Source organism: Tessaracoccus luoxuelianae (assembly GCF_055326245.1).
The window spans coordinates 140,655-163,131 of the sequence record NZ_JBUZNO010000004.1 but is presented as its reverse complement, the minus strand read 5'-3'; the positions used below and the strand labels follow the sequence as shown (position 1 = coordinate 163,131).

Here is a 22,477-nt window from a genome sequence, read left to right as displayed (position 1 = left end):
TGTCACCCGTCGTCTTCGACCACGGCTCGCGGGAGCGCGTAGATCCCCGCAGGGCTGAGGCCCGGGTCGTCGACGGGCAGCGTCCGGATCGGCCCCGGACCCGTGGTGCGCGTCTCGAACCGCACCGTGACCCTCCCCAGGCCGGACCCCCACACCCAGCCGCGACCGTGCTCGTCATGGACCACATCCGCCCCGGGATGGAAGCCGCGGCCGCGCACCCCGCTGAGCCCCACGTCGTCGCCGAGGCTCACCTCCGTGACCGTCGATGTCGTCTCCTCGTCACCGAAGAGCCGTTCCTGTGCTGAGGTGGCGAAGTTGCTCACCCCGATCCCCAGCAGCCGCACGCCCTCCCGTACGTCCACCTCTCCGAGCAGTTCCAGCCCGGCGGCGGTGATGACGTCGACGGCGTCGGTGGCACCTCCCAGGCTTCGGGCCACGGTGCGGGTGGTGAAGTCCGGGAACCGCACCTTGACGGTGACGGTGCGCGCGAAGTAGCCGGCGCGGCTGAGCCTGCCCGCGACGGCGGCGGCATCGCGGCGCAGGATCGCCTCCAGCTGGGCTCGGTCGGTGAGGTCGGTGGCGAAGGTGTCCTCCGTCGAGATGGACTTCGGGTCACGTTGGGGCTGCACCGCGCGGGTGTCGCGGCCCCAGGCGAGCGCGGCCAGGCCTTCCCCGGCGGCCTGACCCAGCTCACGGATCAGTTCGGCACTGTCCGCGGCCCGCAGGTCCACGACGGTGTGCACGCCGATGGCCGACAGTCTCTGTTCGGTGGCCGGACCTACCCCGGGGATGGATCGCACCGGCAGCTGGGACAGGAAATCGAGTTCCTCGGCGGGGTCCATGATGCGGGCACCGTCTGGCTTGGCCGCCTCCGAGGCGAGCTTGGCCAGGAACTTCGACGACGCCACCCCCACGGAGGCCGTCAGACCCTCGGTGCGGGCGGTGAGCTCGGCCCGCAGCGCGGCCACGCGCTGGGGCATCTCCTCGTCGGCCCACCCAGAGGGCCCGAGGTCCACGAACGCCTCGTCGAGGCTCAGCGGCTCCACCACGGGCGACACCTCCCGCAGGAGCGCCATCACGATCCGCGAGGACTCCCGGTACGCCGCGAACCGGCCGCCGAGGAAGGCGGCGTTGGGCGCACGGCGGCGCGCCTCGGCCCCGGACATCGCGGAGCGCACCCCGAACCGGCGGGCCTCGTAGGAGGCGGTGGCCACCACCCCCCGCGGCCCCGCCCCGCCCACGACGACGGCCTTGCCGCGCAGGCTGGGCTTGTCGCGTTGCTCGACGGCGGCGAAGAAGGCGTCCAGGTCAAGGTGCAGTATGCGGCGTGGCATGGGCCGATCAGCCGGCGGCCGACGGGGTGGGCACGTACTGCGAGAAGTGGAAGCCCTCCCGCACCTCGCGGGAGATCTCCGTCCACTCGCGCGGCGAGATGACCGGGAACCGAGCGTCCCCGTCGGGTTGCTGGTTGACGTGGGTGATGTCCAGCTCGGTGAGGTACGGCCATGCCGCCTCGTAGATCTGCGATCCGCCGCCGACGAAGCACACCCGCTCGGGGGTCTCGGCGGCCAGGTCCAGGGCCTCGGTGATCGAGTGCGCCACCTCGACGCCCTCGTCGCTCCAGTCCGGGTCTCGGGTGACGACGATGATCCGCCGGTTGGGCAGCAGCCCGATCTGCTCGTGGGTGCGCCGCCCGAAGATGAGCGTGTTGCCGGTGGTGACCTTCTTGAAGCGGCGGAAGTCCTCGGGGATGTGCCACAGCATGTCCTCCCCGGAGCCGATCACCCAGTTATCCGCCACGGCCGCGATCGCCACGATCCTCATCGTGGCTCCATCGGCTGAAAGTCGAGCATCCCCCCGTTGGCGTCGATCTGGATCGACCCGGACGCTGGACCGTCGGTGGCCGTGACGCGCACCGTCGGGTCGCCGGCCTCTGTCCACAGCAGCAGCACCTCGGACACGGCACCGGTGAGGTTGGCCCCGGCCATGTCCAGCGCCTGCGGGACGAGCCCGTCGACGAGGTTCAGGTCCGCGAGGCTGACCGGCCCGGCGGCCGTCGATCCGCTCATCTCGATGGGCCCCATGCCCAGCCGCGAGAAGGTGGTGAGCTCGCCGGGCGCGCGGGCCTGAGATCCCACACCGCCGATCTCATCGACCGTGATGCGCAACTCGAGGAGGGAGTCCAAGCCGTGTTCACGCAGCAGCGCCGAGGTCTCGCCCCATCCCTCGAAGTACACGGGGTCCAGGTCGAGGGCTCCCCCGGCCCACTCGGGCTCCGGCATCATCGGGTCCATGACCCCCGAGCCGGACTCGCTCGTCCGCATACCGGAAAAGCTGATCACACCCAAAGCCCCCATCCCGACGATGGCTGCCGCGACGCCGAGCACAACCCGGCGTCCTACTCCACTCGACGACGGGCCGCGGTACACCTCCGGAAGGGGCTGAAATGCCTGCGGCGGCCCAGGTTGGGGGCGCGGATAGGTTGGCGTCACGGGCACGATGTTGGGCTGCGGCAGGCCCTGGAACTGGGCCATGGCGTCGCGGTGGGTGACCGCGGCCAGCACGGCGTTGCTGCGCGCCTCGAACTCGGACTCGTCCAGCCGGCCGTCGGCGTAGGCCGTGGACAGCAGGTCCAGGTACCGGTCCCGCTCCTGGAAGGACGGCCGTAGTTCGCTCATGACGGACAGGGTAGCCGCCTACACGGCGATGGGCGCCTTGATGGCGGGGTGCGGGTCGTAGCCCACCAGCTCGATGTCTGCCAGAGTGAACGCGTCCAGCTCGGTGACCTCGGGGTTGAGCCGCAGCTGCGGCAGGTCCCTCGGTTCGCGGGTCAGCTGCTCGGCCACCTGATCAACGTGGTTGGAGTAGATGTGCGCATCTCCGAGCGTGTGGACGAACTCCCCTACGCGCAGCCCGGTCACCTGAGCGACGAGATGCGTGAGCAGGGCGTAGGAGGCGATGTTGAACGGCACGCCGAGGAAGATGTCCGCCGAGCGCTGGTACAGCTGGCAGCTCAGCCGCGCTGGGCCGCCGTCGTCCGCGGGCGCCACGTAGAACTGGAACATCATGTGGCACGGCGGGAGCGCCATGGCTTCCACGTCCGCCACGTTCCAGGCGGAGACGATGTGACGGCGGGAGTCCGGCTTGGTCTTGAGGGACTCGACGACGGCCGCCAGCTGGTCGATGTGGCGACCCTCCGGCGTGGGCCAGGAGCGCCACTGGTAGCCGTAGATGGGGCCCAGGTTGCCGTCGGCGTCGGCCCATTCGTCCCAGATGGTGATGTTGTTCTGGTGCAGCCAGGCCAGGTTCGTGTCGCCGCGGAGGAACCACAACAGCTCGCCGAACACCGACCGGGTGTGCACCTTCTTGGTGGTGAGCAGCGGGAAGCCCTCGGCCAGATCGAAGCGCATCTGGTAGCCGAACACGGACCGCGTCCCGGTGCCGGTGCGGTCCGGCTTGTCCACGCCGGTGTCGGTGACGTGGCGCAGGAGGTCCAGGTACTGCTTCACGAGAGGCCCTTGAGGTAGTCGACGAATCCGCGCACGGCGATGCCGCGGTGGCTGATGGAGTCCTTCTCCTCGGCGCTGAGCTCGGCGGAGCTGACGTCCAGACCGGCTGGGATGAACAGCGGATCGTAGCCGAAGCCGTGCTCCCCCTCGGGGGCCTCAGCGATCCGGCCCGGCATGGTGCCGTGCCAGATCCTCCGCTCCCCGGCGGGGGAGACCATGGCCAGCGCGCACACGAACCGCGCCGTGCGGCGCTCCGTGGGTACTCCGTCGAGCTGGGCCAGCAGCAGCTGGTTGTTGTCCTCGTCGTCGCAGGCCGGGCCCGCCCATCGCGCGGAGCGGACACCGGGCATGCCGTTGAGCTCGTCCACCTCGAGGCCGGAATCGTCGGCGACGGCCATCAGGCCCGTCTCGCGCGCGGCCGCCGCGGCCTTGAGGAACGCGTTGCCCTCGAAGGTGCGTTCGGTCTCGGCGGGCTCAGGGTAGCGGCCGACGTCGCCGAGGCCGAGCACCTCGACGCCCACCCCCTCGGACACCAGGATGCGCCGCAGCTCCGCCAGCTTCTTCGGGTTGTTGGTGGCCAGCACCAGCCGCTCGGGGAGCCTCACGCCAAGGCCTCCCGCTGCAGCCGGGTGAGTTCCTCGCAGCCGGCCGTGCCCAGGTCCAGCAGGGTGCCCAGCTCCTCGCGGCTGAACGGGGTGCCCTCGGCGGTGCCCTGCACCTCGATGAAGGCCCCCGACCCGGTCATCACGATGTTCATGTCCGTGCCGGCCGCCGAATCCTCCTCGTAGGCGAGGTCCAGCAGGGCCACACCGTCGGCGTCGAAGCCCACCGACACGGCCGCCACCGAATCCGTGAGCGGCTCCCCCTTCAACGCTCCGAGCGCGCGCAGGTGCTCGACGGCGTCGGCCAGGGCCACATAGGCCCCGGTGATGGCGGCGGTGCGGGTGCCGCCGTCGGCCTGCAGCACGTCACAGTCCAGCACGATCGTGTTCTCGCCGAGCGCCTTGTAGTCCACCACGGCCCGCAGCGAGCGGCCGATGAGGCGGGAGATTTCATGGGTGCGCCCGCCGAGGCGCCCCTTGACGGATTCCCGGTCCGAGCGGGTGTGCGTGGCACGCGGCAGCATGGCGTACTCGGCCGTGACCCAGCCCAGTCCGGAGCCCTTGCGCCAGCGTGGGACGCCGACGGTGACGGAGGCCGCGACGAGCACGCGGGTGCGGCCGAACTCCACCAGCACAGACCCCTCGGCGTGATCGAGCCAGCTGCGGGTGATGCGCACCTCGCGGAGCTGATCGGGGGCGCGTCCATCTGCACGGCGAAAGGTCATGGCGCCTAACTTACCGTGGCGGCGGCGATGCTCACCTGCTCGACATTGGTGACGAAACTGCCCAGTAGACGCCGCCCGATGCCGTGGAAGTCCGTGGCGTCTCCGGTGGTGAGGAAGCGGCGCGTGGCCTCACGGGGCTGGTGCCGCAACAGGCCGGCCTGGGTGAGGTGGGAGTAGGTGGACTGCGCGCAGGCTTCGGCCGACGACACCAGCGTCACGCCGTTGCCGAGCACATAGCTGATCACCCCGCTCAGCAGCGGGTAGTGGGTGCAGCCGAGGATCAGCGTGTCGACGTGGGCCTTGGCCACGGGCTCGAGATACTCGCGGGCCACGTCCAGGAGCTCGTCGCCGCCGGTGATGCCCGCCTCGACGAACTCGACGAACCTCGGGCAGGCCTGGGCGGTCAGCGTGATGTGGGGCGCGATGGCGAATGCGTCGTCGTAGGAGCGGGAGTTCACCGTCGACTCGGTGGCCACCACGCCCACCCTGCCGTTGCGGGTGGCCGCGACAGCCCGGCTGGCGGCGGGCAGCACCACCTCGGTGATGGGCACGTCGTAGCGCTCTCGCGCGTCCCGCAGCACCGCCGAGGAAGCGGAGTTGCAGGCGATCACCAGTGCCTTCACACCCTGGGCGGCGAGGAAGTCCAGGCCCTCCAGCGCGAAGGCCCGCACCTCGGCGATAGAGCGCGGCCCGTAGGGCGCGCGCGCGGTGTCGCCGAGGTAGATGAAGTCCTCGTTGGGCAGCTGTTCGACGAGGGAGCGCATCACCGTGAGGCCCCCGAAGCCCGAGTCGAAGACGCCGATGGGCCGCTCGATGAGTTGACTAGTCATCTTCCGCCTCGAAGTCCATCGGGTCCATGCTGATTCCCAGCCGTAGGCACGTGGTGCGCGATTCCATGAGGTCGTCCAGGAGGAATCCCAGCCACTCGATCAGGTCGTGCAGGCCACCGGACTCGACGGCGGCGTCGTCCGGCTCCGCCAGACGCTCCGGGCCGGCCAGCTCGGTGTACCAGAAGAGCCGCAGCGCGCCGAGTACCTTCGCCCAGTCATCGACTCGGCCCAACGCCACGGGCACATGGCCCTCCCACCCCTGGAGGTCCTGTGCGACGGCGCGGGCGGCGGCCACCCGGGCGCGGGCCTGGCTGTGGATCGAGTCACGCCAGAAGTCGTCGGCGCTCTTGGCGTCCGGCAGGGCCGGCGGGAACAGGCGCACCAGCCGCGGATTGCCGAGCATCCGGTTGGTGGGGTCGTCGGAGAGGTCGGAGACGATCTGCTCGAACGGGTCGTCGCTCTCGGTGGGCAGCAGCGTGACCACCTGGGCGACGTACAGCTCGATCATCGAGCGCAGCCCTTCGGCGCGTCCGTCGTTACCGTCGAACGCCCAGACGATGTCGTCGGGTTCCAGTATCATGACTGCTCCATCGAGGCCCACAGGTTGTAGCCCTGCATCGCCAGCACGTCTCGCTCCATGGACTCGCGGTTGCCCGTGGAGACCACCGCCTTCCCCTCGTTGTGCACCTGCAGCATGAGCTTCTCCGCCTTGTCCAGCGGATATTTGAAGTACTCCTGGAACACGTAGGTGACGTAGCTCATCAGGTTCACGGGGTCGTCCCACACGATGGTGACCCACTGGCCCACCGTCACCGGGGTCTCCGCGGGCGCCTCGAGGATCTCGACTCCGCCATCGCCTGCACTGCTCATGGCCCCAGGATAGGGTGCCGTTCATGACCACCGCGCTGCTCACCGATCACTACGAGCTCACCATGGTGCAGGCCGCGATGAACGCCGGCACCGCCAACCGGCGCAGCCTCTTCGACCTGTTCACCCGCAGGCTCCCCGAGGGCCGCCGCTACGGGGTGGCGGCCGGGCTGGGCCGCGCCGTCGAAGCCATCGAGCGCTTCCGGTTCGACGAGGCAGAGCTGACCTGGCTCCTGCAGCGCGGCATCATCCAGGACAACCTGGCCGAGTGGCTGGCCAACTACCGCTTCAACGGCGATATCTGGGGCTATCCGGAGGGCGAGGTCTACTTCCCCGGCTCGCCCGTGCTCTCCGTCGAGGGCACCTTCGCGGAGGCGTGCCTGCTGGAGACGGTGCTGCTGGCGATATACAACCACGACTCTGCGATCGCCGCGGCCGCCTCGCGCATGACGTCGATGGCCGGCGACAGGCCCTGCGCCGAGATGGGGTCCCGACGCACTCAGGAGTGGTCCGCCGTCGCCGCGGCCCGCGCCGCCTACGTGGCGGGCTTCGCCTCCACCTCGAACCTTGAGGCCGGCCGCAGCTACGGGGTCCCCACGATCGGGACCGCAGCCCACTCGTTCACACTCCTGCACGACACGGAGGAGGACGCCTTCCGGGCGCAGCTCGCCACCTTGGGAGACTCCACCACGCTGCTGGTGGACACCTACGACATCGACGCCGCGATCCGGCTCGGCGTGGAGCTCACCGAAGGCCGACTGGGAGCTATCCGCCTGGACTCCGGTGATCTGGCCATCGTCGCCCGCCAGGCCCGCGACCTGCTCGACGATCTCGGCGCCACCCATACCAAGATCATGGTGACCTCGGACCTGGACGAGTGGCAGATCGCGGCCCTCCAAGGCGCTCCCGTCGACGGCTACGGCGTGGGCACGGCCCTGGTGACCGGCTCAGGGCATCCCACCTGCGGATTTGTGTACAAGCTGGTCGCGCGCGCCGACTCCGACGCGCCGGACGCGTACATGACTGCGGTGGCGAAGAAGTCCAAGGGCAAGAACACGCTGGGCGGTCGCAAGTTCGCGATGCGCCGCCGCGGGGCAGACGGCCGGGCCGAGACCGAGGTGATCGGGCTGGGCACCCCGCCCCGCAACGACGGCGACGACCGGGACCTGCTGGTTCCCGTGATCCAGGGCGGCGAGGTGGTCTACCGGGCCACCCTCGACGACGCGCGCCGCAGGCATCTGGACTCCCTGGCGGAGCTCCCGGTGGGGGCGCTGCGGATCTCGAAGGGCGAGCCCGCGCTCGAGACGCTGATCCTCGACGAGACCGGGGACGAGACCACCAACCCCTATCAGGCGGCGCCGGTGGTGCACAACATCTGACCTCGACGAGGTGCCGCCGGGAGTCACACCAGTCGGTCGTCACCACTCCCAGCGCGACTCCGGCTGCTCGTCGAGCCCGTTCATCACGGCAGCCAGGCGGCGAGGCAGCTGCGCCTTGAAGATGTCCTCCAGCGAGATCCGCTTCCCGCGAAGATCCGAGAGCGGCACCCGCCAGTTGGGGTACTCGTCCACCGTCCCCGGCTGGTTCTGTGTCTGCCGCTCCCCCACCGCGTCGGTCAGCGCCGCGAGCAGCACCTTCGACGGGGTGCGCAGGAGGAACTTGTGCAGCGCTAGCAGCACCTCAACCTGGTCGTCGGTCTGATCGGGGGCCAGGAGCCCGTCCTCGACGAGCTTGGCAAGCCAGCCGGCCTGCTCGCGCTGGGCGGTCTCCAACTCCTCCTGGAGGGGCTCGGTGAGCAGACCCAGGTCGTCCCGCAGCCGAACGTGATCTCCGGCCAGGTAGCCAAGCGTGGGAGGGAGGTCATGGGTGGTCACCGACGCCATGCAGTACTGGCGCCACCACTGGGAATCCAGCGGTTCGCCCTGCATGCCGGCCTCGAACCACAGCACCGAGGTGCCGAGGATGCCCCGGCGCGAGAGGTAGTCACGCACCCAGGGCTCGACGGTGCCGAGGTCCTCGCCCACGATCAGGGCCTGCGCGCGTTGCGCCTCCAACGCCAGGATGCCCACCAGCGCCTCGTGGTTGTTGCGGACGTAGGTGCCCTTCGTGGGGCCCAGGCCCATCGGCACCCACCACAGCCGGAACAGTCCGATGATGTGGTCGATCCGAGCCCCACCCACGCGCCGCAGAGCTGCCGAGACCATGGCGCGGAACGGGGCGTAGGCCAGCTCCTCCAGCTTGTCCGGGCGCCACGGCGGCTGTCCCCAATCCTGACCGGCCTGGTTGTACTGATCCGGCGGCGCGCCCACGCTCATCCCCCCGGCGAACACGTCGGGCATCATCCACGTCTCGGCGCCCTGACGGTGCACACCCACCGCGAGGTCCGTGACGATACCCACCGGCATGTTGACCTCCGCGGCCACGGTCTGCGCGGCGGACACCTGCGTCTGGGCCACCCACTGCAGCCACTCGAAGAAGTCCACCTCGGCTGCGTGCTCCTCGGCGTAGGCGGCCACCGCCGGCGACGAAGGCCGGCGAAGCTCCTCGGGCCACTCGGTCCACAGCTGACCGTGGGTCAGGCACAGGCAGGACCAGAGCGCGAAGTTGCGCAGACCGCTGCCCTCACGGCGGCGGAAGTCGTCGTAGGCGATCCGCCGGGCCGAGCGCATGCCGGACTCGTGGATGAGCCGCAGAGCCTCGATCTTCAGCGGCCAGATGGCGTTGCGGTCCACGATGCCGGATGATTCCGCGGCGGCCTGCGCCTGCCGCCGGAGCGCCTTGATCCGCATCCGCACGGAGCGGCCGAGGGTGGCGTACTCCTCGATCGCCTCGGGACGGATGTAGATCGGGTTGATGAAGCGGCGGCTCGCCGGGAGGTAGGGCGAGGGCTCCATCGGGGGGACGGGCTGGGCGGCGTGAAGCGGGTTGATCAGCACGTAGCCTGCGAACTGCTTGGTGCCGGACCAGGTGATCAGGTCCGCGAGGTCCGCGAGGTCACCGATCCCCCAGGACTGCCGCGAGGTCACCGAATACAGCTGCGTGCCGTAGCCCCAGATCCGCTGGTTGCGCATCGCGGGAGGGAAGCCGACGAACGACGGAGTGACGATCAACGAGCCCGTGTGCACGCCGGTGTCCGTGTGCGCCACCACGTGGTGGTAGCCGGTGGGAAGATCCTCGCCCAGCCAGAACGTGGCCTCCCCGATGGCGACCCCGTCCACCCACCGGTCCGGTGCGAAGTTCTCGGACTGCCACGCGGGGCGCGTCTCACCCGATTCGAGGCGCACCTGGACCCGGACCTGCGTGCCGGCGGGGACGTGGATCGCCACGTGCACGCCGCGCCCCTCCTCCACGACGGTGCAGGAGGGGACGGTGCGCAACCAGCGCTCGTCCTCCAGCCTGGTCAGTGCTGCGGCTGCCGTCTCTGGCGTGCCGGCGTCGACGTCGAAGGCGGCGAGCACGGACACGATGGTTTCGGCCGGAATGGGCACGTGGCGGCCCTTCCAGTCCCAGAACTCCTGGGCGATGCCGAAGCGCTCTGCCAACTGGGTCAGGCCGGGGTGGAGGTCATTCACGATGAGGGCCCTTAGCGGATCTTGAGGACGTGTGTTCTGGCGATCATGTCACCGAGCGTCTGCTTCTCGCGCGTGAACGCGGCAAAGAGTCCGTTGATCACCCAGATCACCTCGTAGAGGACGGCGCTGACGATCCCACGGACCGCCGCCGTGCCCCAGTCCAGCTTGGAGTCCGCGGGGGCGCCCGCCTTGACCACCCGTAGCCCCAGCGCCAACTGGCCGACGGTGGCGCTGAGTGTGCCGTACAGGACCGTCCGGTACGCAGCCATCAGGGCGGCCCCCAGGATGGCGCTGTAGAGCATCGCTGTCCAGAAGTCGTCGCCGGGGAGCGGCAGATCGCCGACGGGGTTCTCCGCGAACACGGTGAGGTCCCGCTGCCAGCGCAGGAGCGCCACCTCGAGCGCAGCGTTGAGACCGAGGGCGCCCGCGACGATCTGGGTGAGGATGCCCAGGAGGATGGAGTCGATGATGAAACCGAGCACGCGCCACCCGAAGCCCGCGTAGGGACGCTCCTGCTGGTAGCGCGTGTCCCCCATAGGCGTGCCGTAGCCCGGTTGTGCGCCGTAGCCCGGTTGCGCGCCGTAGGACTGCTGCGGGTGGGGCTGCGGATGCGATGGCGGCGGACTGTGCGGGTCCCGCGTGGCCTGGGACCAGGCGATACCGTCCCAGAAGCGCTCGCCTCCGGAGCCGGCCGGGTCTGGGTACCATCCTGCGGGCGGCTGCTGGGGGGTGTAGGTCATGGGTCCAAGGATGCCACGAGCAACTCGTTGCGGATGCGCCCGATCCGCCTGCTGACGACGATGGCAGCCACCGATGCGACGCTGAGGACCAGCAGCGGCACCGAGTAGGCCAGCTTCGGCGGCTCGACCATCAGCAGCGCGGTGTAGAGGCCACCGGCCAGCGCGGTGATCACCGCGTTGCCCACGGACTCGGCCACCTGCATCGAGGACTGGTTGCGGCCCTGCTGGAAGGCCGACGACAGACTCATCACGGCCACCGCCGAGCTGGGCATGGTCAGGCCCATGCCGAGACCGCCCACGATCCAGGCGCCCAGCCCCACCCATAGCGGGAGGGCCGGCCACCAGGCGAAGGCGGTGATCGCCGCGATGCCCACCGTCGAGCAGGCCGCACCCCAGGTGACGTAGGAGTCGCGGTGCAGGCGCACCCACGCCTGGGACTGCAGCCAGGAGCCGAGGGTCCATCCGATGCTGCCGACGGTGAGCGCCAACCCCACCTCGAACGGGGTGAGCCCGCGCAACTGCTGGAGGGTGACCAGCAGGATGGTCTCGGCGGCGAAGAAGGATCCGGCCTGGATGGCCCGGGCGAGCACCACGCTGGGGATTCCCGGCCCCACGCCGAGGGTCCCGGGCGCGAGGATCCTCGGAAGACCCCACACCAGCGCCGCAACGCCCAGCACGGCTGAGGCCGCGCTCAGCCAGCCGAGGTCCTGCCCGGCCAGCAGGATGAACGAGGGCCCCAGCGTGACCGCCACCGTGGGCCACACTGCGATGGGCGCGACGGCGTCCTCTCCCGCGCGGAACCGCGCCTGGACGCTGCGCAGGCCCGGTCCGGTCATGAGGAACGCGACCACCACCAGCGGAAGCATGGTGGCGAACACCAGGCGCCAGTCGTACTGCGTCAGCCACGCCGCGAACGGGGGGCCGATGAAGGCCGGCAGCAGCCAGCAGAACGAGACCAGGGCCATCACGCGGGGCCGGTCGCGGGGCTCGAACCCATGCGCCACGGTCACCGACAACGTGAGGTTGAGTGCCCCCGCCCCGAGGCCCTGCACCACGCGGGCCGCCAGCACCACCCACACCGTCGGCGCGAGCCAGCCGAGGATCAGGCCGACGGCGAAGAGGGCGAACCCCGCGTACATCGGCAACGCCGGACCGCGCGTGTCGGCCACCCGGCCACTGACGATGGTGGCCAGCAGCATGCCCGAGATCATGGTGGTGAACGCCCAGGGGTACAGGTGGGCGGAGTTGAACGACTCCATGATGGTGGGGATCGCGGTGGCCAGCCCGATGGACTGGAAGGCCACCGAGAAGACCGACAGCATGATGCCGACGATGAGCATGCGTTGCCCAGACCCGGTCATTGCCCACCTCCGCCGACTAGTGCCCTGCGCCAGAAGTTCGTTGATGGGTGGCGGTGTCCCAGGGGATGGATCGCAAGGCCGACGAGCGAAGTAGCACTTGGTCGTTCGTCGAGTGAGGAGAACGCGGCGAGGCGCCGCTGGGGGGCCGTCAATCGCAGCGAGCTTCTGGCGCAGGACACTAGCATAGGGGGCATGACTGAGCTCGCCCCCGGATCACAGACCGTCACTCAGGAGCGCACTGAGCTGTTCGAGGACGGCGACCAGGACCGCTTCTCGCACTACGTGCCCAAGGAGAAGCTGGTGGCCGCCATGGTCAACGGCACCCCCGTCGTGGCGCTCTGCGGCAAGGTGTGGGTGCCGACGAAGAACCCCGAGAAGTTCCCCGTCTGCCCGGAGTGCAAGGAGATCTGGCAGTCCATGAACCCCGGCGAGTGAGCCTGCCTCAGTAGCGGTAGCTGTCCGGCTTGAACGGGCCGTACGGGTCCACCCCGAGGTAGCCGGCCTGCTTGTCGGTGAGCGTGGACAGCTCCACGCCGAGGGCGGCCAGGTGGAGGCGGGCCACCTCCTCGTCGAGGTGCTTCGGCAGCGTGTACACACCCACGGGGTACTCGTCGGTCTTGGTGAACAGCTCGATCTGGGCGAGCACCTGGTTGGTGAACGAGTTGCTCATCACGAACGACGGGTGGCCGGTGGCGTTGCCGAGATTCAGCAGCCGGCCCTCGCTCAGGACAAGGACCGAGTGCCCGTCCGCGAAGCGCCACTCGTGCACCTGCGGCTTGATCTCGATCTTCTCCACATCCGAGCGCGACTCCAGGCCAGCCATGTCGATCTCGTTGTCGAAGTGGCCGATGTTGCCGACGATGGCCTGGTGCTTCATCCTGGCCATGTCGTCGGCGGTGATGACGTCGCAGCAGCCGGTGGCGGTGATGAAGATGTCCGCCCGCTCCACCACGGAGTCGAGCGCAGCCACCTGGTAGCCGTCCATCGCGGCCTGGAGGGCGCAGATGGGATCGACCTCGGTGACGATGACGCGGGCGCCCTGGCCGCGCAGCGACTCGGCGCAGCCCTTGCCCACGTCTCCGTAGCCGAACACCACGGCCACCTTGCCGCCGATCAGGACGTCGGTGGCCCTGTTGATGCCGTCGATGAGGGAGTGCCGGCAGCCGTACTTGTTGTCGAACTTGGACTTGGTGACCGAGTCGTTGACGTTGATGGCCGGGAACAGCAGCGTGCCCTCTCGGAACATCTCGTAGAGGCGGTGGACGCCGGTGGTGGTCTCCTCGGTGACGCCCTTGACGGAGTCCGCGAGCGCCTGCCAGTCCACGACGCCCTGCGCCTGGCGCAGCGTGTCCAGGACGACGCGCCACTCCAGGGGGTCGCCGTCGGCGGCCTCGGGGACTGCACCGGAGCGCTGGGCCGCGACGCCCTCATGCACCAGCAGCGTGGCGTCCCCGCCGTCGTCGAGGATCATGTTGGGCTGACCGCCGTCCGGCCACTGCAGGATCTGGCGGGTGCACCACCAGTACTCCTCCAACGTCTCTCCCTTCCAGGCGAAGACGGGAATCCCTGCGGCGGCGATGGCTGCAGCCGCGTGGTCCTGCGTGGAGAAGATGTTGCACGACGCCCACCGCACCTCGGCGCCCAGCGCCACGAGGGTCTCGATGAGGACCGCCGTCTGGATGGTCATGTGCAGGGATCCGGCGATCCTGGCACCGGCCAACGGCCGGCTGGTGCCGTAGCGTTCCCGCATTGCCATCAGGCCGGGCATCTCGTGCTCGGCGAGGGTCATCTCCCTGCGGCCGAAGTCGGCAAGGGACAGGTCAGCTACGCGAAAATCCACGCCGCCACTCTACCCGGCCGACGGGGCCTCCCCCGACGCGGCGATGTGGGCCAGTGCGAGGTCGTAGCCACCCACCCCGCAGCCGATGATGATGCCCTGGGCCTTGGCCGAGAGCACGCTGTGCTGGCGGAACTCCTCGCGGCCGTGGACGTTGGAGATGTGGACCTCGACGTAGCTGGGCACCAGGGCGGCCGCGTCTGCCACCGCGTAGGAGTAGTGGGTCCAGGCCCCCGCGTTGAGCACGACGGGGGCACCGGCGTCGGCAGCCTCGTGCAACCACGCGATCATCTCGCCCTCATGGTCCGTCTGGCGCACCTCTACGTTCAGCCCCATGCCCCGTCCCGACTCGACGAGGTGGGCCGCCAGTTGAGCGTGGGTGGTGGCGCCGTAGACCTCCGGCTGCCGGGTGCCGAGCCGGCCGAGGTTGGGACCATTGAGGACGAAGACCGTGCGCATGGCGTTAGTCTGCCAGCCCGATCTCAAGGTAGGCGGCGCCGTAGAGCCCGCGCTGCAGGAGGGTGACATAGCGCTCCACGTCGCTGAGGGCCAGGTCCGCGTCCCCGGAGGACAGTCGTGCCACCCGGGCTCCGACGGACTCGGCGCGGGCCGCCAGCCGTTCGGCCACGTCGCTGAGGCGATCGGTCAGCTTGTCGTCGTCGAGCAGGACCAGGCACGGCTGGGCCTCGGCGTCGCCCTCGAGGGGATCCGCGAACGGGTCCTTCGGCTTGACCGCGCGCAGCAGGGTGTCGAGCTCGGAGGCGTCTGCTGCCAGGGCGGGCCTGCCGGAGGCGCGGCGGACGGCCTCGGCGATCCTGCGCGAGGCCCGGCCTGCCAGCACCGTGCCGCCCCAGATCAGCGGCAGTGTGTCCGCCAGGTTCAGCGCCATCTCCTTCCCCGGATTCACCGACAGGTCCCGGCCGGGAGCGCACGCCTCCGCCACCAGGTCCGCGGCATCTGCCACGTGGCCGGTATGCACGGCGGGCCCGAGCCCGAGATCCCCAAGCAGCGACAACACCCCCACCGCGGCGGCCAGGGAATCAGGCTCCAAGGTGGGGATGAGCGTGGTGGCAGAGGAGGAGGTCAGCTGCGCCAGGCGCGAATCCATCGGTGCCGCGACGATCATCATCGAGCCGCGGCGCATGGCCTCCGCGGCGCACTGCAGCACCCATTCGGGGGTGTCGTGATCGCCCAGCACGACGGTGAGGTCCAACGGCCCCACCCACGCGGGGAGCCCTGGGCCGGGCCACGCCATGAACGGCACCGGGCAGGCCACCTCCAGCACGGCGCGCACCAGGCGGGCCTCCGTGCCGAGCGCCAGAATGCCGCGGGGCCTGTCCGCCCGCTCCAGATGGCCGACCGGTTCCGACAGAGCCGCGCGCCGGATCCTCGCCCCGGCCGACGCCAGCCGACGGAGACCCTCATGCGCCTCGAGGCCCGGGTCCTCCAACCTCGAGTCGTCGAAGAACTGCCCGTTCACAGCGTGCTGCGGGCCTGGTCGATCAGGAGCACGGGGATGTTGTCCCGTACGGGGTAGGCCAGGCCGCACGCCTGGTTGGTGCACACCAGCTCGTGCGCGTCGTAGTCCACGGCGAACTTCGCGTGGCACGCGGGGCACGCCGCCACCGCCATGAACTCGGGCGAGAGTTCCATCGTGTTGTCTGCCATCGTCCTTGACCTCCCTTGGTTCTCGGTTCGAATCTACCCGGCCCGGACGAGCCCGAGCACCTCGTCGCGCAGGGCGAGCATCGTGGCCTCGTCGCGGGCCTCCACGTTGAGTCTGAGCAGGGGCTCGGTGTTGCTGGACCGCAGGTTGATCCACCACCCGGCCTCAGGGTTGCGGACGCTGAGGCCGTCCATCCGGTCCGCCACGCCCCGGCCCTCGAAGGCGGCCGCCACGCGAGCCGTGCACGCGCCGGCGTCGGTGACGGTGGAGTTGAGCTCGCCGGAGCGGTGGTAGCCGTCGAAGACCGCCGCCAGCGCGGACAAGGGCTGGTCCGCACGCCTGACCAGCTCGATCAGGTGGAGAGCGGCCAGCATTCCGGTGTCCGCGGACCAGAAGTCACGGAAGTAGTAGTGGGCGGAGTGTTCGCCGCCGAACACAGCCCCGGTCTCGGCCATCAGCGCCTTCACGTAGGTGTGGCCGACCATCGACTGCTCCACCCGCCCGCCGTGGCGGGCCACGGCCTCGCCGACGCACCAGGACGTGATGGTGTTGGTGACGATCGTGGAGCCGGGATGCTTGGCCAGCTCCGCCACCGCGATCATGGCGGTGACCACCGACGGGTCCACCACGCCTCCGAGCTCGTCGATGATGAAGCAGCGGTCCGCGTCTCCGTCGAACACCAGGCCCAGGTCCGCGCCGTGTTCGAGGACGGCGCGCTGCGCGTCCACCAGGTTCTCCGGCTCCAGCGGGTTGGCGGGATGGTTGGGGAAGGTGCCGTCGAGCTCCAGGTAGAGACCCACCACGTCCAGCCCGCGTCCCGCCAGCGCGGTGAGCGCGGTGTGTCCGGCCATGCCGTTTCCTGCGTCCACGACGACGGTCAGCTCGCGATCCCCCGTCGGCGGGACCAGATCCCCCAGCTTGTCCGCGTAGGGCTCGAGGGCGTCAAGCTCGCGGTAGCCGCCCGTGGGCTCGGGGCCGAGGACAGCGGTGGCGGCGACGTCCCGAAGGCGGGCCATGAAGTCCGCCGGCACCGGCCGCGCGTCCGCCAGGCAGAACTTGATGCCGTTGTAGGTGCTGGGGTTGTGGCTGGCGGTGAACTGGACGCCAGGGAGGCGCAACCAGCCGGAGGCGAACCACAGCTCGTCGGTGGAGCTGAGACCGATGTCCACCACCGAGGCCCCGGCACGCCGGGCGCCGTCGGCGAAGGCGAGCGAGAGCTCGCGGCCAAGGGTGCGCATGTCGCGGCCCAGCACGAACTCGTCAGGGCCGAGCAGCTCGACGAACGCGGCGCCGAGCGCCCGGGCGCCGTCGACGTCCCACTCGGGAGCATGGCCGACGACGATGCCACGGATGTCGTTGGCCTTGAAGATCTGCGGGGCTAGCACGCGGGCCAGCCTATCTCCTGGAGCGGTGCGGCTCAGTCGATCGTCGGCACGAGGCGCAGGTGCCCGCCGCGACCACCTGGCGGCAGCTCCGGGGCTGCAGGGAGGGGTGCCGGGACCGGGTCGTCGTGACGCAGCCCGATGGCGCGCACGGCATCGGCCAGGGCCATGAGATCGTCCGACGGGACGTCCGGGGCGGGCCCGCGACCGTCGAGCGGGAGCCGGATGACCTCCCAGCCCTTGGGGACGCTGGTGCGCTCGGCGTGGACGGCGCACAGATCGTAGGAGCCGGGCTCCGCGGCCAACGCGAGCGGCCCCAACACGGCCGTGGAGTCGGCGTAGACGTAGGTCAGCGTGGCGAGGGCGGGGGCCACGCACGCGGTCCTGGAACATCTGCGCACGGGCTGACGCTACCCGACCACGGGCTAGGGTGGCGGCATGCCACGCAGACGAGACCGGCACGGGCGCGGGATTCGCGGCCCCCTGGCCACCCCCAATCAGTGGACCGGCACAGCCGTGCCGTTGAGCCGGCCCTCCCGCGTGGACTTCTTCAACGACTGCGTCACCTCCGCCATGGCCGCCATCGCGGCGGTGGCCCCGGACGCGCTGAACGGCATCGTCGTGGGCGTGGAGGAGGTGCCGCACCTGAATGTGGCCTGGTCCGGTGACCGCGTGCCGCTCTCGGCCGCCCTGGAGTCCAGCCGGGGCCGGAGGGCGCAGATCGTGATCTTCGAGCGTCCGCTGGAGCATCGGTCATCCTCGCGCAGCCAGCTGCGTCGACTGGTGCACCGCACCATCGTCGAGCAGCTGTCGACGCTGACGGGTCGCAGCATCGACGAGCTGGTGGGCGGCGCCTCCTGGGACGACGAGGACTGAGCAGCTCGGTCAGCGCAGCGCGGGGCGCAGCTCTGCAGGCAGGGTCTGCACCTCTGCGACCGCGGCTGGGCCGACGGGAACCACCACGGTGCCCTCCGGTGTCACCGACACGGCAGCGGCGAGCACCTCGGCGTCCGAGGTGACGGAGACCACCACTGGCCCGCCCTCCGGGACCGGCACCGTGACGCTCTGGCCTGGCCCGATGCTGACCTGCTGGTTGGTGGTCTCTCCCCCGACGGGGGTGAGGCCGACGTCCGCGGTGAGTGTGTCCGATCGGCCGGGGTTGCTCAGCAGCAGGGTCCCCGCCCCGGGGACCAACCCTGTCAGGTCCGTGCCTGGCGCCTCAGCCACGACGGTGGCTCGGGCGCCCGTCGCTCCGGTGACGAGCGCCGCCCCCACCGCGACCGTCGACGTGACCCGCACAGCCGTCGGCTCCCCTGCCAGGGGTGCCGTGAGGTCGATCGAGATGGTGCTCATGGCCGGGATGGAGAGCGAATCGGCCACCGCGGGCACGTACGGCCCTGCCGGCCCCATGCCCTCGATGGACACCTCCGTGCGGTTCTCCGTGGGGTTGCTCACCAGGAGCCGCGACGAGGTGGCGCCCCCCGGGGCGCCGGTGAGCAGGTGCTCGGTGGCCACCGTGGTGGGCGGCGCGAACTGCGTGGGGCGGCCCTCCACCGCAGCGGCGATGAGCGCCACGCGGCCCTGACTGGTACTGAACGCGACGCCGACCGGCCCGGCCGGCGCCAGCACCGACAAGGCGACCCTCCTGCTGACGCCTGGCGCCAGGGCGATCCCCCGGGCCCCCACTGCGGTCACCTCGCCGTCGGGGCCGAGGAGGGTGAGATCCACCGCGGCCGCGCCGGGGTCCGTGTTGACCAGGATGAGCTCCGTGGCGGCGGGGTCCGCGACGAGCACCATCCCGGCGGTCGCCGGGGTGCCGCACGGCGCGAAGGCGCGCTGCGGCTCCTCGACGAGGACGCCCGCCGCAATCGTGTCCTCAGCACGGAGGCCCACCGACCCTGTCACAGGCTCGGCCACCGGTGCGGTGACGGCGCGCTCGGCCCCGTCGAGCCCCGTGACGCTGAGCTCACCGGAGCCACTGACGAGGACTTGACCTGCCGGGATGCAGGTCAACGCCGTGCTTCGGGGAAGCTCGATCACCTCGGCGACCGGCTTCCGGAGCGGGCTGATCAGCGCCAACCCGACAGCCACGGCCACCACCAGCATGAGGGCCGCCAACGACACTCCCAGTCTGCGGATCATTCCTGCCCCCTCCGCGCCACGGTGGCCGCACCCAGCGTGGGGGCCGCCAGGATGGCCAGGACCGCCGCGACGGCGAGCTGGACGGCGAAGCGCCACGGATGCGGCCGCGGCTGCACGGCCACCTCACCCGCCGACTGGCCCAGGTCGAAGGTCAGGCGGTCCGCGCCGTCGATCCGCTGGAGAGGCCGTCCGTCGAGGGTGGCCTGCCAGTCCGCGTCCGGTGGCTCGGCTACCACCAGTCTGCGCCCGGCGGCACCCTCCTCCACGCGGCCCTGCACCAACGGCTCGGCGGTCTCGCCGTCGACGACCTGAGACCTGGAGACGAGGCCGAGCACGGTCCAGACCACCGTCTCGGCGTCCGCCGCTGCGCTGGTCATTCCCGCCGCGTTGTCCAGGGCAGCCCTCAGCTCGGGGTCGAAGCCCCGCAGCCAGACGTGCGAGGTCCCCAGCGCGGTCAGCTGCTGGGCCACGTCGTCTGGCACCGCCCCGGTGGAGAAGGCCTGGACCAGGGCGCGGAACTCGGCGGAGAAATCCCCAGCCGGATTGCGTTCGCCGGTGCCCCACTGGGGTTGGCGGGCGTCAACGACATTCCACGCGAGGGCACCGTCGTCGGTGAGTTCGATCATGAGGGCGCGGGTGTCGCGGGGGGAGTCCAGCACGTCACGCACGTAGCCGGGAAGCGCCGAGGCCGTGTCGTCCACGGGCCCGTTGAAGCCCACCACAGCCCACACCCCGGCGGTCAGCAGGCCGCTCACGCCCAGCGCCACGGCCGAGCGGGTCAGGGCCGTGCCCGCCAGCGCGGCCGCCACCACGGGCGCGAGCAGGGCGGCCACCACGAGCAGCGCCCACGGCGACAGGAGGACCCGGGCGGTGCCGCCATCGACGGTGACCACCAGCCGCGACAGCAGAGTCCCGATCACCAGCGGGGCGGCGATCCCGGCGATCGCCCACCGCCAGGCCGTGCCGGAGAGCCGCGCCAGGGCCACGACGGCGACGAGGGCCAGCACGGCGAAGAAGGTCACGTTGGCCCACAGCGGCAGCCCCGAGGGGAGGATGCGGCCCACCACCAGTGCGAAGGACGCCGGCGGGAAGTCCGGCCACGCATTCGGATCCACCCCGGTGAAGAGGCGGCCGGGGTGCGCGAGGAGATGCCCCAGCCAGGGGGCGAAAAACACCCAGGCCGGCAGGACGCCGACGGCGACGTCCGCCACGCGGGAGCGGTCGCGCACGGCCCAGCCGACGGCGGCGAGGGTGGCCAGCACCAGCAGCACCGGCCACACGAGCGAGGCGATGACCAGCCAGAAGGCGGCGCCCGCCGGCGCCCGGAGCCGCTCCGCCCCGGCGGCCTCGTTGCGGACGACGGCGTGCACCGCCCTGGCCAGCAACGGCCCGACGACGGCCAGCACCATGCCGCTGACGTCGCCGGCGGTGACGAGGCCCAGCAGGATGGTGGCACCGGCCCACGCCGCCGAGACGGCCGCCCCGACCGCGGGCGTCACGCCGAGCCGGCGCAGCAGCGCCAGCGCGGACAGCCCCGCCAGCAGCGGGGTGGCGAGCAGGGCCAGGAAAGCGAACCAACCCGGGCTGCCCAGACCGGCCAGCGAGGCGACCGCCGCGACACCCATCCAGGGCGCCTCACCGCTCAGGTACGCCTCCCACACCGCGCCGATCGACCCCGGGGCCGGAAGCAGACCGCCCCCGGAGACCGCGCCGAGGCCGAGCAGGGTACGGCCGGCCGCGACCGCCGCGACGGCGAGCAGGACCAGCAGCGCGGTCACCGGAGAGATCACCCGGCGGCGCACCGGCCCTCCGGCGAAGTCGTCGCCGGTCAGGTCGTCGAGGGTGGTGTCGGCCTCCCGCAGATCCCGGAACCTCTCCGAGACCCCGGCGCCCAGCTTGTCGACGGCGTGGCGCAGCGGCCAGAAGCGGTTGGGGAGCAGGTCGTCGGGGGTGAGGTCCTCCTCCGGCAGCCGGGCCGCCAGCGCGGCCGTGACCTCGCCGCTGCCCAGGTAGCGGCGTATCGCCGCCAGCTCGGCGCCTGCATGTCCTGGGGATTTGGCCAGGAGGAAGCCCAGCGCCCGCAGCGTCGAGCCCACCGCGACACCCGCGCGGGAGGCGCCCCGCGCCCCGGCCACCCGGAGCGCCGCCAGCCGGTCGTCCTCGTGCGGGTGCAGGTCCGAGGGACGCTCTCCGGTGCGGCCGGCGCGACGGTGCACCAGCGCGGCGGCGGGCCAGGTCAGCACGCGGTAGCCGACGGCGTTGGCGCGCCACCCCAGGTCCACGCCGTCGCGGTGACGGGCCACCTCGGGAGCCAGTCCGCCGATCTCGCGCCACACCTCGCCCCTGACCAGCATGCCGGCGGTGGACCCGCCCAGGACCTCGCGAGGCTCGGTCTGCTGCTGGTCCACGTCGCCCTCCTCCACCAGCGGCACGCGCTGCCCCCCGGGGGTGATGGCCTGCCCCACCTCCGAGAGGGTGTCGGGGTAGTTGCGCCGCTTGGGCTCGAGGAGCTTCGGCACCACCACGTCGGCCTGACGGGCGCCGTCGAGGAGGTGGGCGAGGGTGTCGGGGTGGGGGGATGAGTCGTCGTGCAGCAGCCAGATCCACTCAGGCTCGGACTCCGCGAGCGCCAGGCTCACCGCCTCGCCGAAGCTGCTGCCCGCGTCTGCGTCCACCAGTTCATCCAGGACGCCCTCGGCGACCGCGCGCAGCACCAGGTCTCTCGAGTCGTCGACCGATCCGGTGTCCACCGCGACGATCCTGCCCGGCCGGGGATCAAGGCGGGCCAGGGCGAGTAGTTGACGGGGAAGCCATTCCGCCGCGTCGTGGACCACCATCACGGCGGTCACCGCAGCGGGTTCGATGAGTGGGATCTCCCCGGCCGGATCCTCGGAATCGATCCAGGACCAGAGATCCTCGAGGCGTCCGTGCTGCGGTTCGTCAGTCACACTGTCCTCCCGGACCTGGGATTAGCCGGCCGCGCGCTTCAGCTTCCGGCGTTCGCGCTCGGAGAGGCCGCCCCAGATCCCGAAGCGCTCGTCGTGGCCCAAAGCGTACTCGAGGCATTCGGTGCGGACGGTGCAGTTCTGACACACCCGCTTGGCTTCGCGGGTGGAGCCGCCCTTCTCCGGGAAGAAGGCCTCGGGGTCCGTTTGCGCGCACAGCGCGTCAGCCTGCCACGAGAAGGCTCCGTCGTCTCCGAAGAGATCGATGGTCTCATCCACCGTCGCCTCCCTTCGTTGTT

General features: G+C 70.9%; 24 protein-coding genes. 3 read left to right on the top strand and 21 right to left on the bottom strand.

Features of this window, described 5'->3' with window-relative positions; translation table 11 throughout:
- Positions 1 to 2 precede the first annotated feature (2 nt).
- Genes ACZK39_RS07645 through clpS form a run of 9 tightly spaced genes read right to left on the bottom strand, consistent with a single transcriptional unit; the run spans position 3 to position 6,536 of the window.
- Positions 3 to 1,334, bottom strand: a complete 1,332-nt coding sequence (locus ACZK39_RS07645; RefSeq protein ID WP_463612963.1) for a DNA polymerase IV — start codon at positions 1,332 to 1,334, stop codon at positions 3 to 5.
- A gap of 7 nt (positions 1,335 to 1,341) precedes the next feature.
- Positions 1,342 to 1,824 carry a dihydrofolate reductase gene (locus tag ACZK39_RS07640; protein ID WP_459054761.1) on the bottom strand — a complete coding sequence of 161 codons (483 nt, stop codon included), beginning with the start codon at positions 1,822 to 1,824 and terminating at the stop codon, positions 1,342 to 1,344.
- Positions 1,821 to 2,678, bottom strand: a complete 858-nt coding sequence (locus ACZK39_RS07635; RefSeq protein ID WP_459054762.1) for a DUF1707 SHOCT-like domain-containing protein — start codon at positions 2,676 to 2,678, stop codon at positions 1,821 to 1,823. Before ACZK39_RS07635 ends, ACZK39_RS07640 begins: the two co-directional genes overlap by 4 nt.
- Before the next feature lie 18 nt (positions 2,679 to 2,696).
- Positions 2,697 to 3,509 (bottom strand): thymidylate synthase, encoded by an 813-nt coding sequence (locus ACZK39_RS07630; RefSeq protein ID WP_459054763.1) that lies wholly within the window; start codon positions 3,507 to 3,509, stop codon positions 2,697 to 2,699.
- Entirely contained in the window at positions 3,506 to 4,114 is a 609-nt protein-coding gene (gene rdgB / locus ACZK39_RS07625; RefSeq protein ID WP_463612962.1) for an RdgB/HAM1 family non-canonical purine NTP pyrophosphatase, read from the bottom strand. Before rdgB ends, ACZK39_RS07630 begins: the two co-directional genes overlap by 4 nt.
- Complete coding sequence (rph, locus tag ACZK39_RS07620; protein ID WP_182784768.1) at positions 4,111 to 4,836, bottom strand: ribonuclease PH; 726 nt, start codon at positions 4,834 to 4,836, stop codon at positions 4,111 to 4,113. Before rph ends, rdgB begins: the two co-directional genes overlap by 4 nt.
- A gap of 5 nt (positions 4,837 to 4,841) precedes the next feature.
- On the bottom strand, positions 4,842 to 5,666 hold the full coding sequence (gene murI / locus ACZK39_RS07615; RefSeq protein WP_182784766.1) for a glutamate racemase: 825 nt from the start codon (positions 5,664 to 5,666) through the stop codon (positions 4,842 to 4,844).
- On the bottom strand, positions 5,659 to 6,246 hold the full coding sequence (locus ACZK39_RS07610; protein ID WP_463612961.1) for a DUF2017 family protein: 588 nt from the start codon (positions 6,244 to 6,246) through the stop codon (positions 5,659 to 5,661). The genes murI and ACZK39_RS07610 overlap by 8 nt, the downstream gene beginning before the upstream one ends.
- Positions 6,243 to 6,536 carry an ATP-dependent Clp protease adapter ClpS gene (gene clpS / locus ACZK39_RS07605; protein WP_459054765.1) on the bottom strand — a complete coding sequence of 98 codons (294 nt, stop codon included), beginning with the start codon at positions 6,534 to 6,536 and terminating at the stop codon, positions 6,243 to 6,245. The genes ACZK39_RS07610 and clpS overlap by 4 nt, the downstream gene beginning before the upstream one ends.
- A 23-nt stretch (positions 6,537 to 6,559) precedes the next feature.
- On the opposite strand from clpS, the gene ACZK39_RS07600 reads away from it, so the two are divergent.
- Complete coding sequence (locus tag ACZK39_RS07600) at positions 6,560 to 7,912, top strand: nicotinate phosphoribosyltransferase (protein ID WP_459054766.1); 1,353 nt, start codon at positions 6,560 to 6,562, stop codon at positions 7,910 to 7,912.
- A gap of 39 nt (positions 7,913 to 7,951) precedes the next feature.
- Here ACZK39_RS07600 and malQ read toward each other — a convergent pair whose 3' ends face one another.
- From malQ to ACZK39_RS07585, 3 genes are read right to left on the bottom strand one after another with little or no spacing between them, the layout of a single operon-like run.
- The gene (gene malQ, locus ACZK39_RS07595) at positions 7,952 to 10,105 is read right to left on the bottom strand and encodes a 4-alpha-glucanotransferase (RefSeq protein ID WP_463612960.1); all 2,154 of its coding nucleotides are present in this window, start codon (positions 10,103 to 10,105) and stop codon (positions 7,952 to 7,954) included.
- An 11-nt stretch (positions 10,106 to 10,116) separates the two neighbouring features.
- Entirely contained in the window at positions 10,117 to 10,845 is a 729-nt protein-coding gene (locus tag ACZK39_RS07590; RefSeq protein WP_182784757.1) for an RDD family protein, read from the bottom strand.
- Positions 10,842 to 12,206 (bottom strand): MFS transporter, encoded by a 1,365-nt coding sequence (locus ACZK39_RS07585; RefSeq protein ID WP_182784755.1) that lies wholly within the window; start codon positions 12,204 to 12,206, stop codon positions 10,842 to 10,844. The genes ACZK39_RS07590 and ACZK39_RS07585 overlap by 4 nt, the downstream gene beginning before the upstream one ends.
- Before the next feature lie 192 nt (positions 12,207 to 12,398).
- On the opposite strand from ACZK39_RS07585, the gene ACZK39_RS07580 reads away from it, so the two are divergent.
- Positions 12,399 to 12,641, top strand: coding sequence for a DUF3039 domain-containing protein (locus ACZK39_RS07580; RefSeq protein WP_182784753.1), 243 nt, complete (start codon positions 12,399 to 12,401; stop codon positions 12,639 to 12,641).
- A gap of 7 nt (positions 12,642 to 12,648) precedes the next feature.
- Here the strand turns inward: ACZK39_RS07580 and ahcY are convergent, their stop codons facing one another.
- Genes ahcY through ACZK39_RS07550 form a run of 6 tightly spaced genes read right to left on the bottom strand, consistent with a single transcriptional unit; the run spans position 12,649 to position 17,492 of the window.
- The gene (ahcY, locus tag ACZK39_RS07575) at positions 12,649 to 14,046 is read right to left on the bottom strand and encodes an adenosylhomocysteinase (RefSeq protein ID WP_463612959.1); all 1,398 of its coding nucleotides are present in this window, start codon (positions 14,044 to 14,046) and stop codon (positions 12,649 to 12,651) included.
- Between the two features lie 9 nt (positions 14,047 to 14,055).
- The gene (locus ACZK39_RS07570) at positions 14,056 to 14,502 is read right to left on the bottom strand and encodes a type II 3-dehydroquinate dehydratase (RefSeq protein WP_182784749.1); all 447 of its coding nucleotides are present in this window, start codon (positions 14,500 to 14,502) and stop codon (positions 14,056 to 14,058) included.
- A 4-nt stretch (positions 14,503 to 14,506) separates the two neighbouring features.
- The gene (locus tag ACZK39_RS07565) at positions 14,507 to 15,523 is read right to left on the bottom strand and encodes a phosphoheptose isomerase family protein (RefSeq protein WP_182784747.1); all 1,017 of its coding nucleotides are present in this window, start codon (positions 15,521 to 15,523) and stop codon (positions 14,507 to 14,509) included.
- Complete coding sequence (locus ACZK39_RS07560) at positions 15,520 to 15,711, bottom strand: Trm112 family protein (RefSeq protein ID WP_182784745.1); 192 nt, start codon at positions 15,709 to 15,711, stop codon at positions 15,520 to 15,522. The genes ACZK39_RS07565 and ACZK39_RS07560 overlap by 4 nt, the downstream gene beginning before the upstream one ends.
- Before the next feature lie 33 nt (positions 15,712 to 15,744).
- Positions 15,745 to 17,094, bottom strand: a complete 1,350-nt coding sequence (locus ACZK39_RS07555) for a phosphohexomutase domain-containing protein (RefSeq protein ID WP_463612958.1) — start codon at positions 17,092 to 17,094, stop codon at positions 15,745 to 15,747.
- 32 nt (positions 17,095 to 17,126) lie between these two features.
- Positions 17,127 to 17,492: a DUF3499 domain-containing protein gene (locus tag ACZK39_RS07550; protein WP_182784743.1), complete on the bottom strand. Its 366-nt coding sequence runs from the start codon at positions 17,490 to 17,492 to the stop codon at positions 17,127 to 17,129.
- Between the two features lie 37 nt (positions 17,493 to 17,529).
- Between ACZK39_RS07550 and ACZK39_RS07545 the strand changes: the two genes are divergently transcribed.
- Positions 17,530 to 17,967, top strand: a complete 438-nt coding sequence (locus ACZK39_RS07545; protein ID WP_182784741.1) for a metallopeptidase family protein — start codon at positions 17,530 to 17,532, stop codon at positions 17,965 to 17,967.
- A 9-nt stretch (positions 17,968 to 17,976) separates the two neighbouring features.
- On the opposite strand, the gene ACZK39_RS07540 is transcribed toward ACZK39_RS07545, so the two are convergent.
- From ACZK39_RS07540 to ACZK39_RS07530, 3 genes are read right to left on the bottom strand one after another with little or no spacing between them, the layout of a single operon-like run.
- Positions 17,977 to 19,233 carry a DUF5719 family protein gene (locus ACZK39_RS07540; protein ID WP_463612957.1) on the bottom strand — a complete coding sequence of 419 codons (1,257 nt, stop codon included), beginning with the start codon at positions 19,231 to 19,233 and terminating at the stop codon, positions 17,977 to 17,979.
- Positions 19,230 to 22,181 carry a glycosyltransferase family 2 protein gene (locus ACZK39_RS07535; protein ID WP_463612956.1) on the bottom strand — a complete coding sequence of 984 codons (2,952 nt, stop codon included), beginning with the start codon at positions 22,179 to 22,181 and terminating at the stop codon, positions 19,230 to 19,232. The genes ACZK39_RS07540 and ACZK39_RS07535 overlap by 4 nt, the downstream gene beginning before the upstream one ends.
- A 21-nt stretch (positions 22,182 to 22,202) precedes the next feature.
- Positions 22,203 to 22,457, bottom strand: coding sequence for a WhiB family transcriptional regulator (locus ACZK39_RS07530; protein WP_459054773.1), 255 nt, complete (start codon positions 22,455 to 22,457; stop codon positions 22,203 to 22,205).
- Positions 22,458 to 22,477: the final 20 nt, after the last annotated feature.

Bases quoted from the DNA above. Each gene is read 5' to 3' on its own strand.
- rph (WP_182784768.1), bottom strand. From the start codon at position 4,836: ATGACCTTTCGCCGTGCAGATGGACGCGCCCCCGATCAGCTCCGCGAG.
- ACZK39_RS07600 (WP_459054766.1), top strand. From the start codon at position 6,560: ATGACCACCGCGCTGCTCACCGATCACTACGAGCTCACCATGGTGCAG.
- ACZK39_RS07590 (WP_182784757.1), bottom strand. From the start codon at position 10,845: ATGACCTACACCCCCCAGCAGCCGCCCGCAGGATGGTACCCAGACCCG.
- ACZK39_RS07640 (WP_459054761.1), bottom strand. From the start codon at position 1,824: ATGAGGATCGTGGCGATCGCGGCCGTGGCGGATAACTGGGTGATCGGC.
- ACZK39_RS07570 (WP_182784749.1), bottom strand. From the start codon at position 14,502: ATGCGCACGGTCTTCGTCCTCAATGGTCCCAACCTCGGCCGGCTCGGC.
- clpS (WP_459054765.1), bottom strand. From the start codon at position 6,536: ATGAGCAGTGCAGGCGATGGCGGAGTCGAGATCCTCGAGGCGCCCGCG.
- ACZK39_RS07540 (WP_463612957.1), bottom strand. From the start codon at position 19,233: ATGATCCGCAGACTGGGAGTGTCGTTGGCGGCCCTCATGCTGGTGGTG.
- ACZK39_RS07645 (WP_463612963.1), bottom strand. From the start codon at position 1,334: ATGCCACGCCGCATACTGCACCTTGACCTGGACGCCTTCTTCGCCGCC.
- ACZK39_RS07585 (WP_182784755.1), bottom strand. From the start codon at position 12,206: ATGACCGGGTCTGGGCAACGCATGCTCATCGTCGGCATCATGCTGTCG.
- ACZK39_RS07545 (WP_182784741.1), top strand. From the start codon at position 17,530: ATGCCACGCAGACGAGACCGGCACGGGCGCGGGATTCGCGGCCCCCTG.
- ACZK39_RS07635 (WP_459054762.1), bottom strand. From the start codon at position 2,678: ATGAGCGAACTACGGCCGTCCTTCCAGGAGCGGGACCGGTACCTGGAC.
- murI (WP_182784766.1), bottom strand. From the start codon at position 5,666: ATGACTAGTCAACTCATCGAGCGGCCCATCGGCGTCTTCGACTCGGGC.
- ACZK39_RS07560 (WP_182784745.1), bottom strand. From the start codon at position 15,711: ATGGCAGACAACACGATGGAACTCTCGCCCGAGTTCATGGCGGTGGCG.
- ACZK39_RS07580 (WP_182784753.1), top strand. From the start codon at position 12,399: ATGACTGAGCTCGCCCCCGGATCACAGACCGTCACTCAGGAGCGCACT.
- ACZK39_RS07610 (WP_463612961.1), bottom strand. From the start codon at position 6,246: ATGATACTGGAACCCGACGACATCGTCTGGGCGTTCGACGGTAACGAC.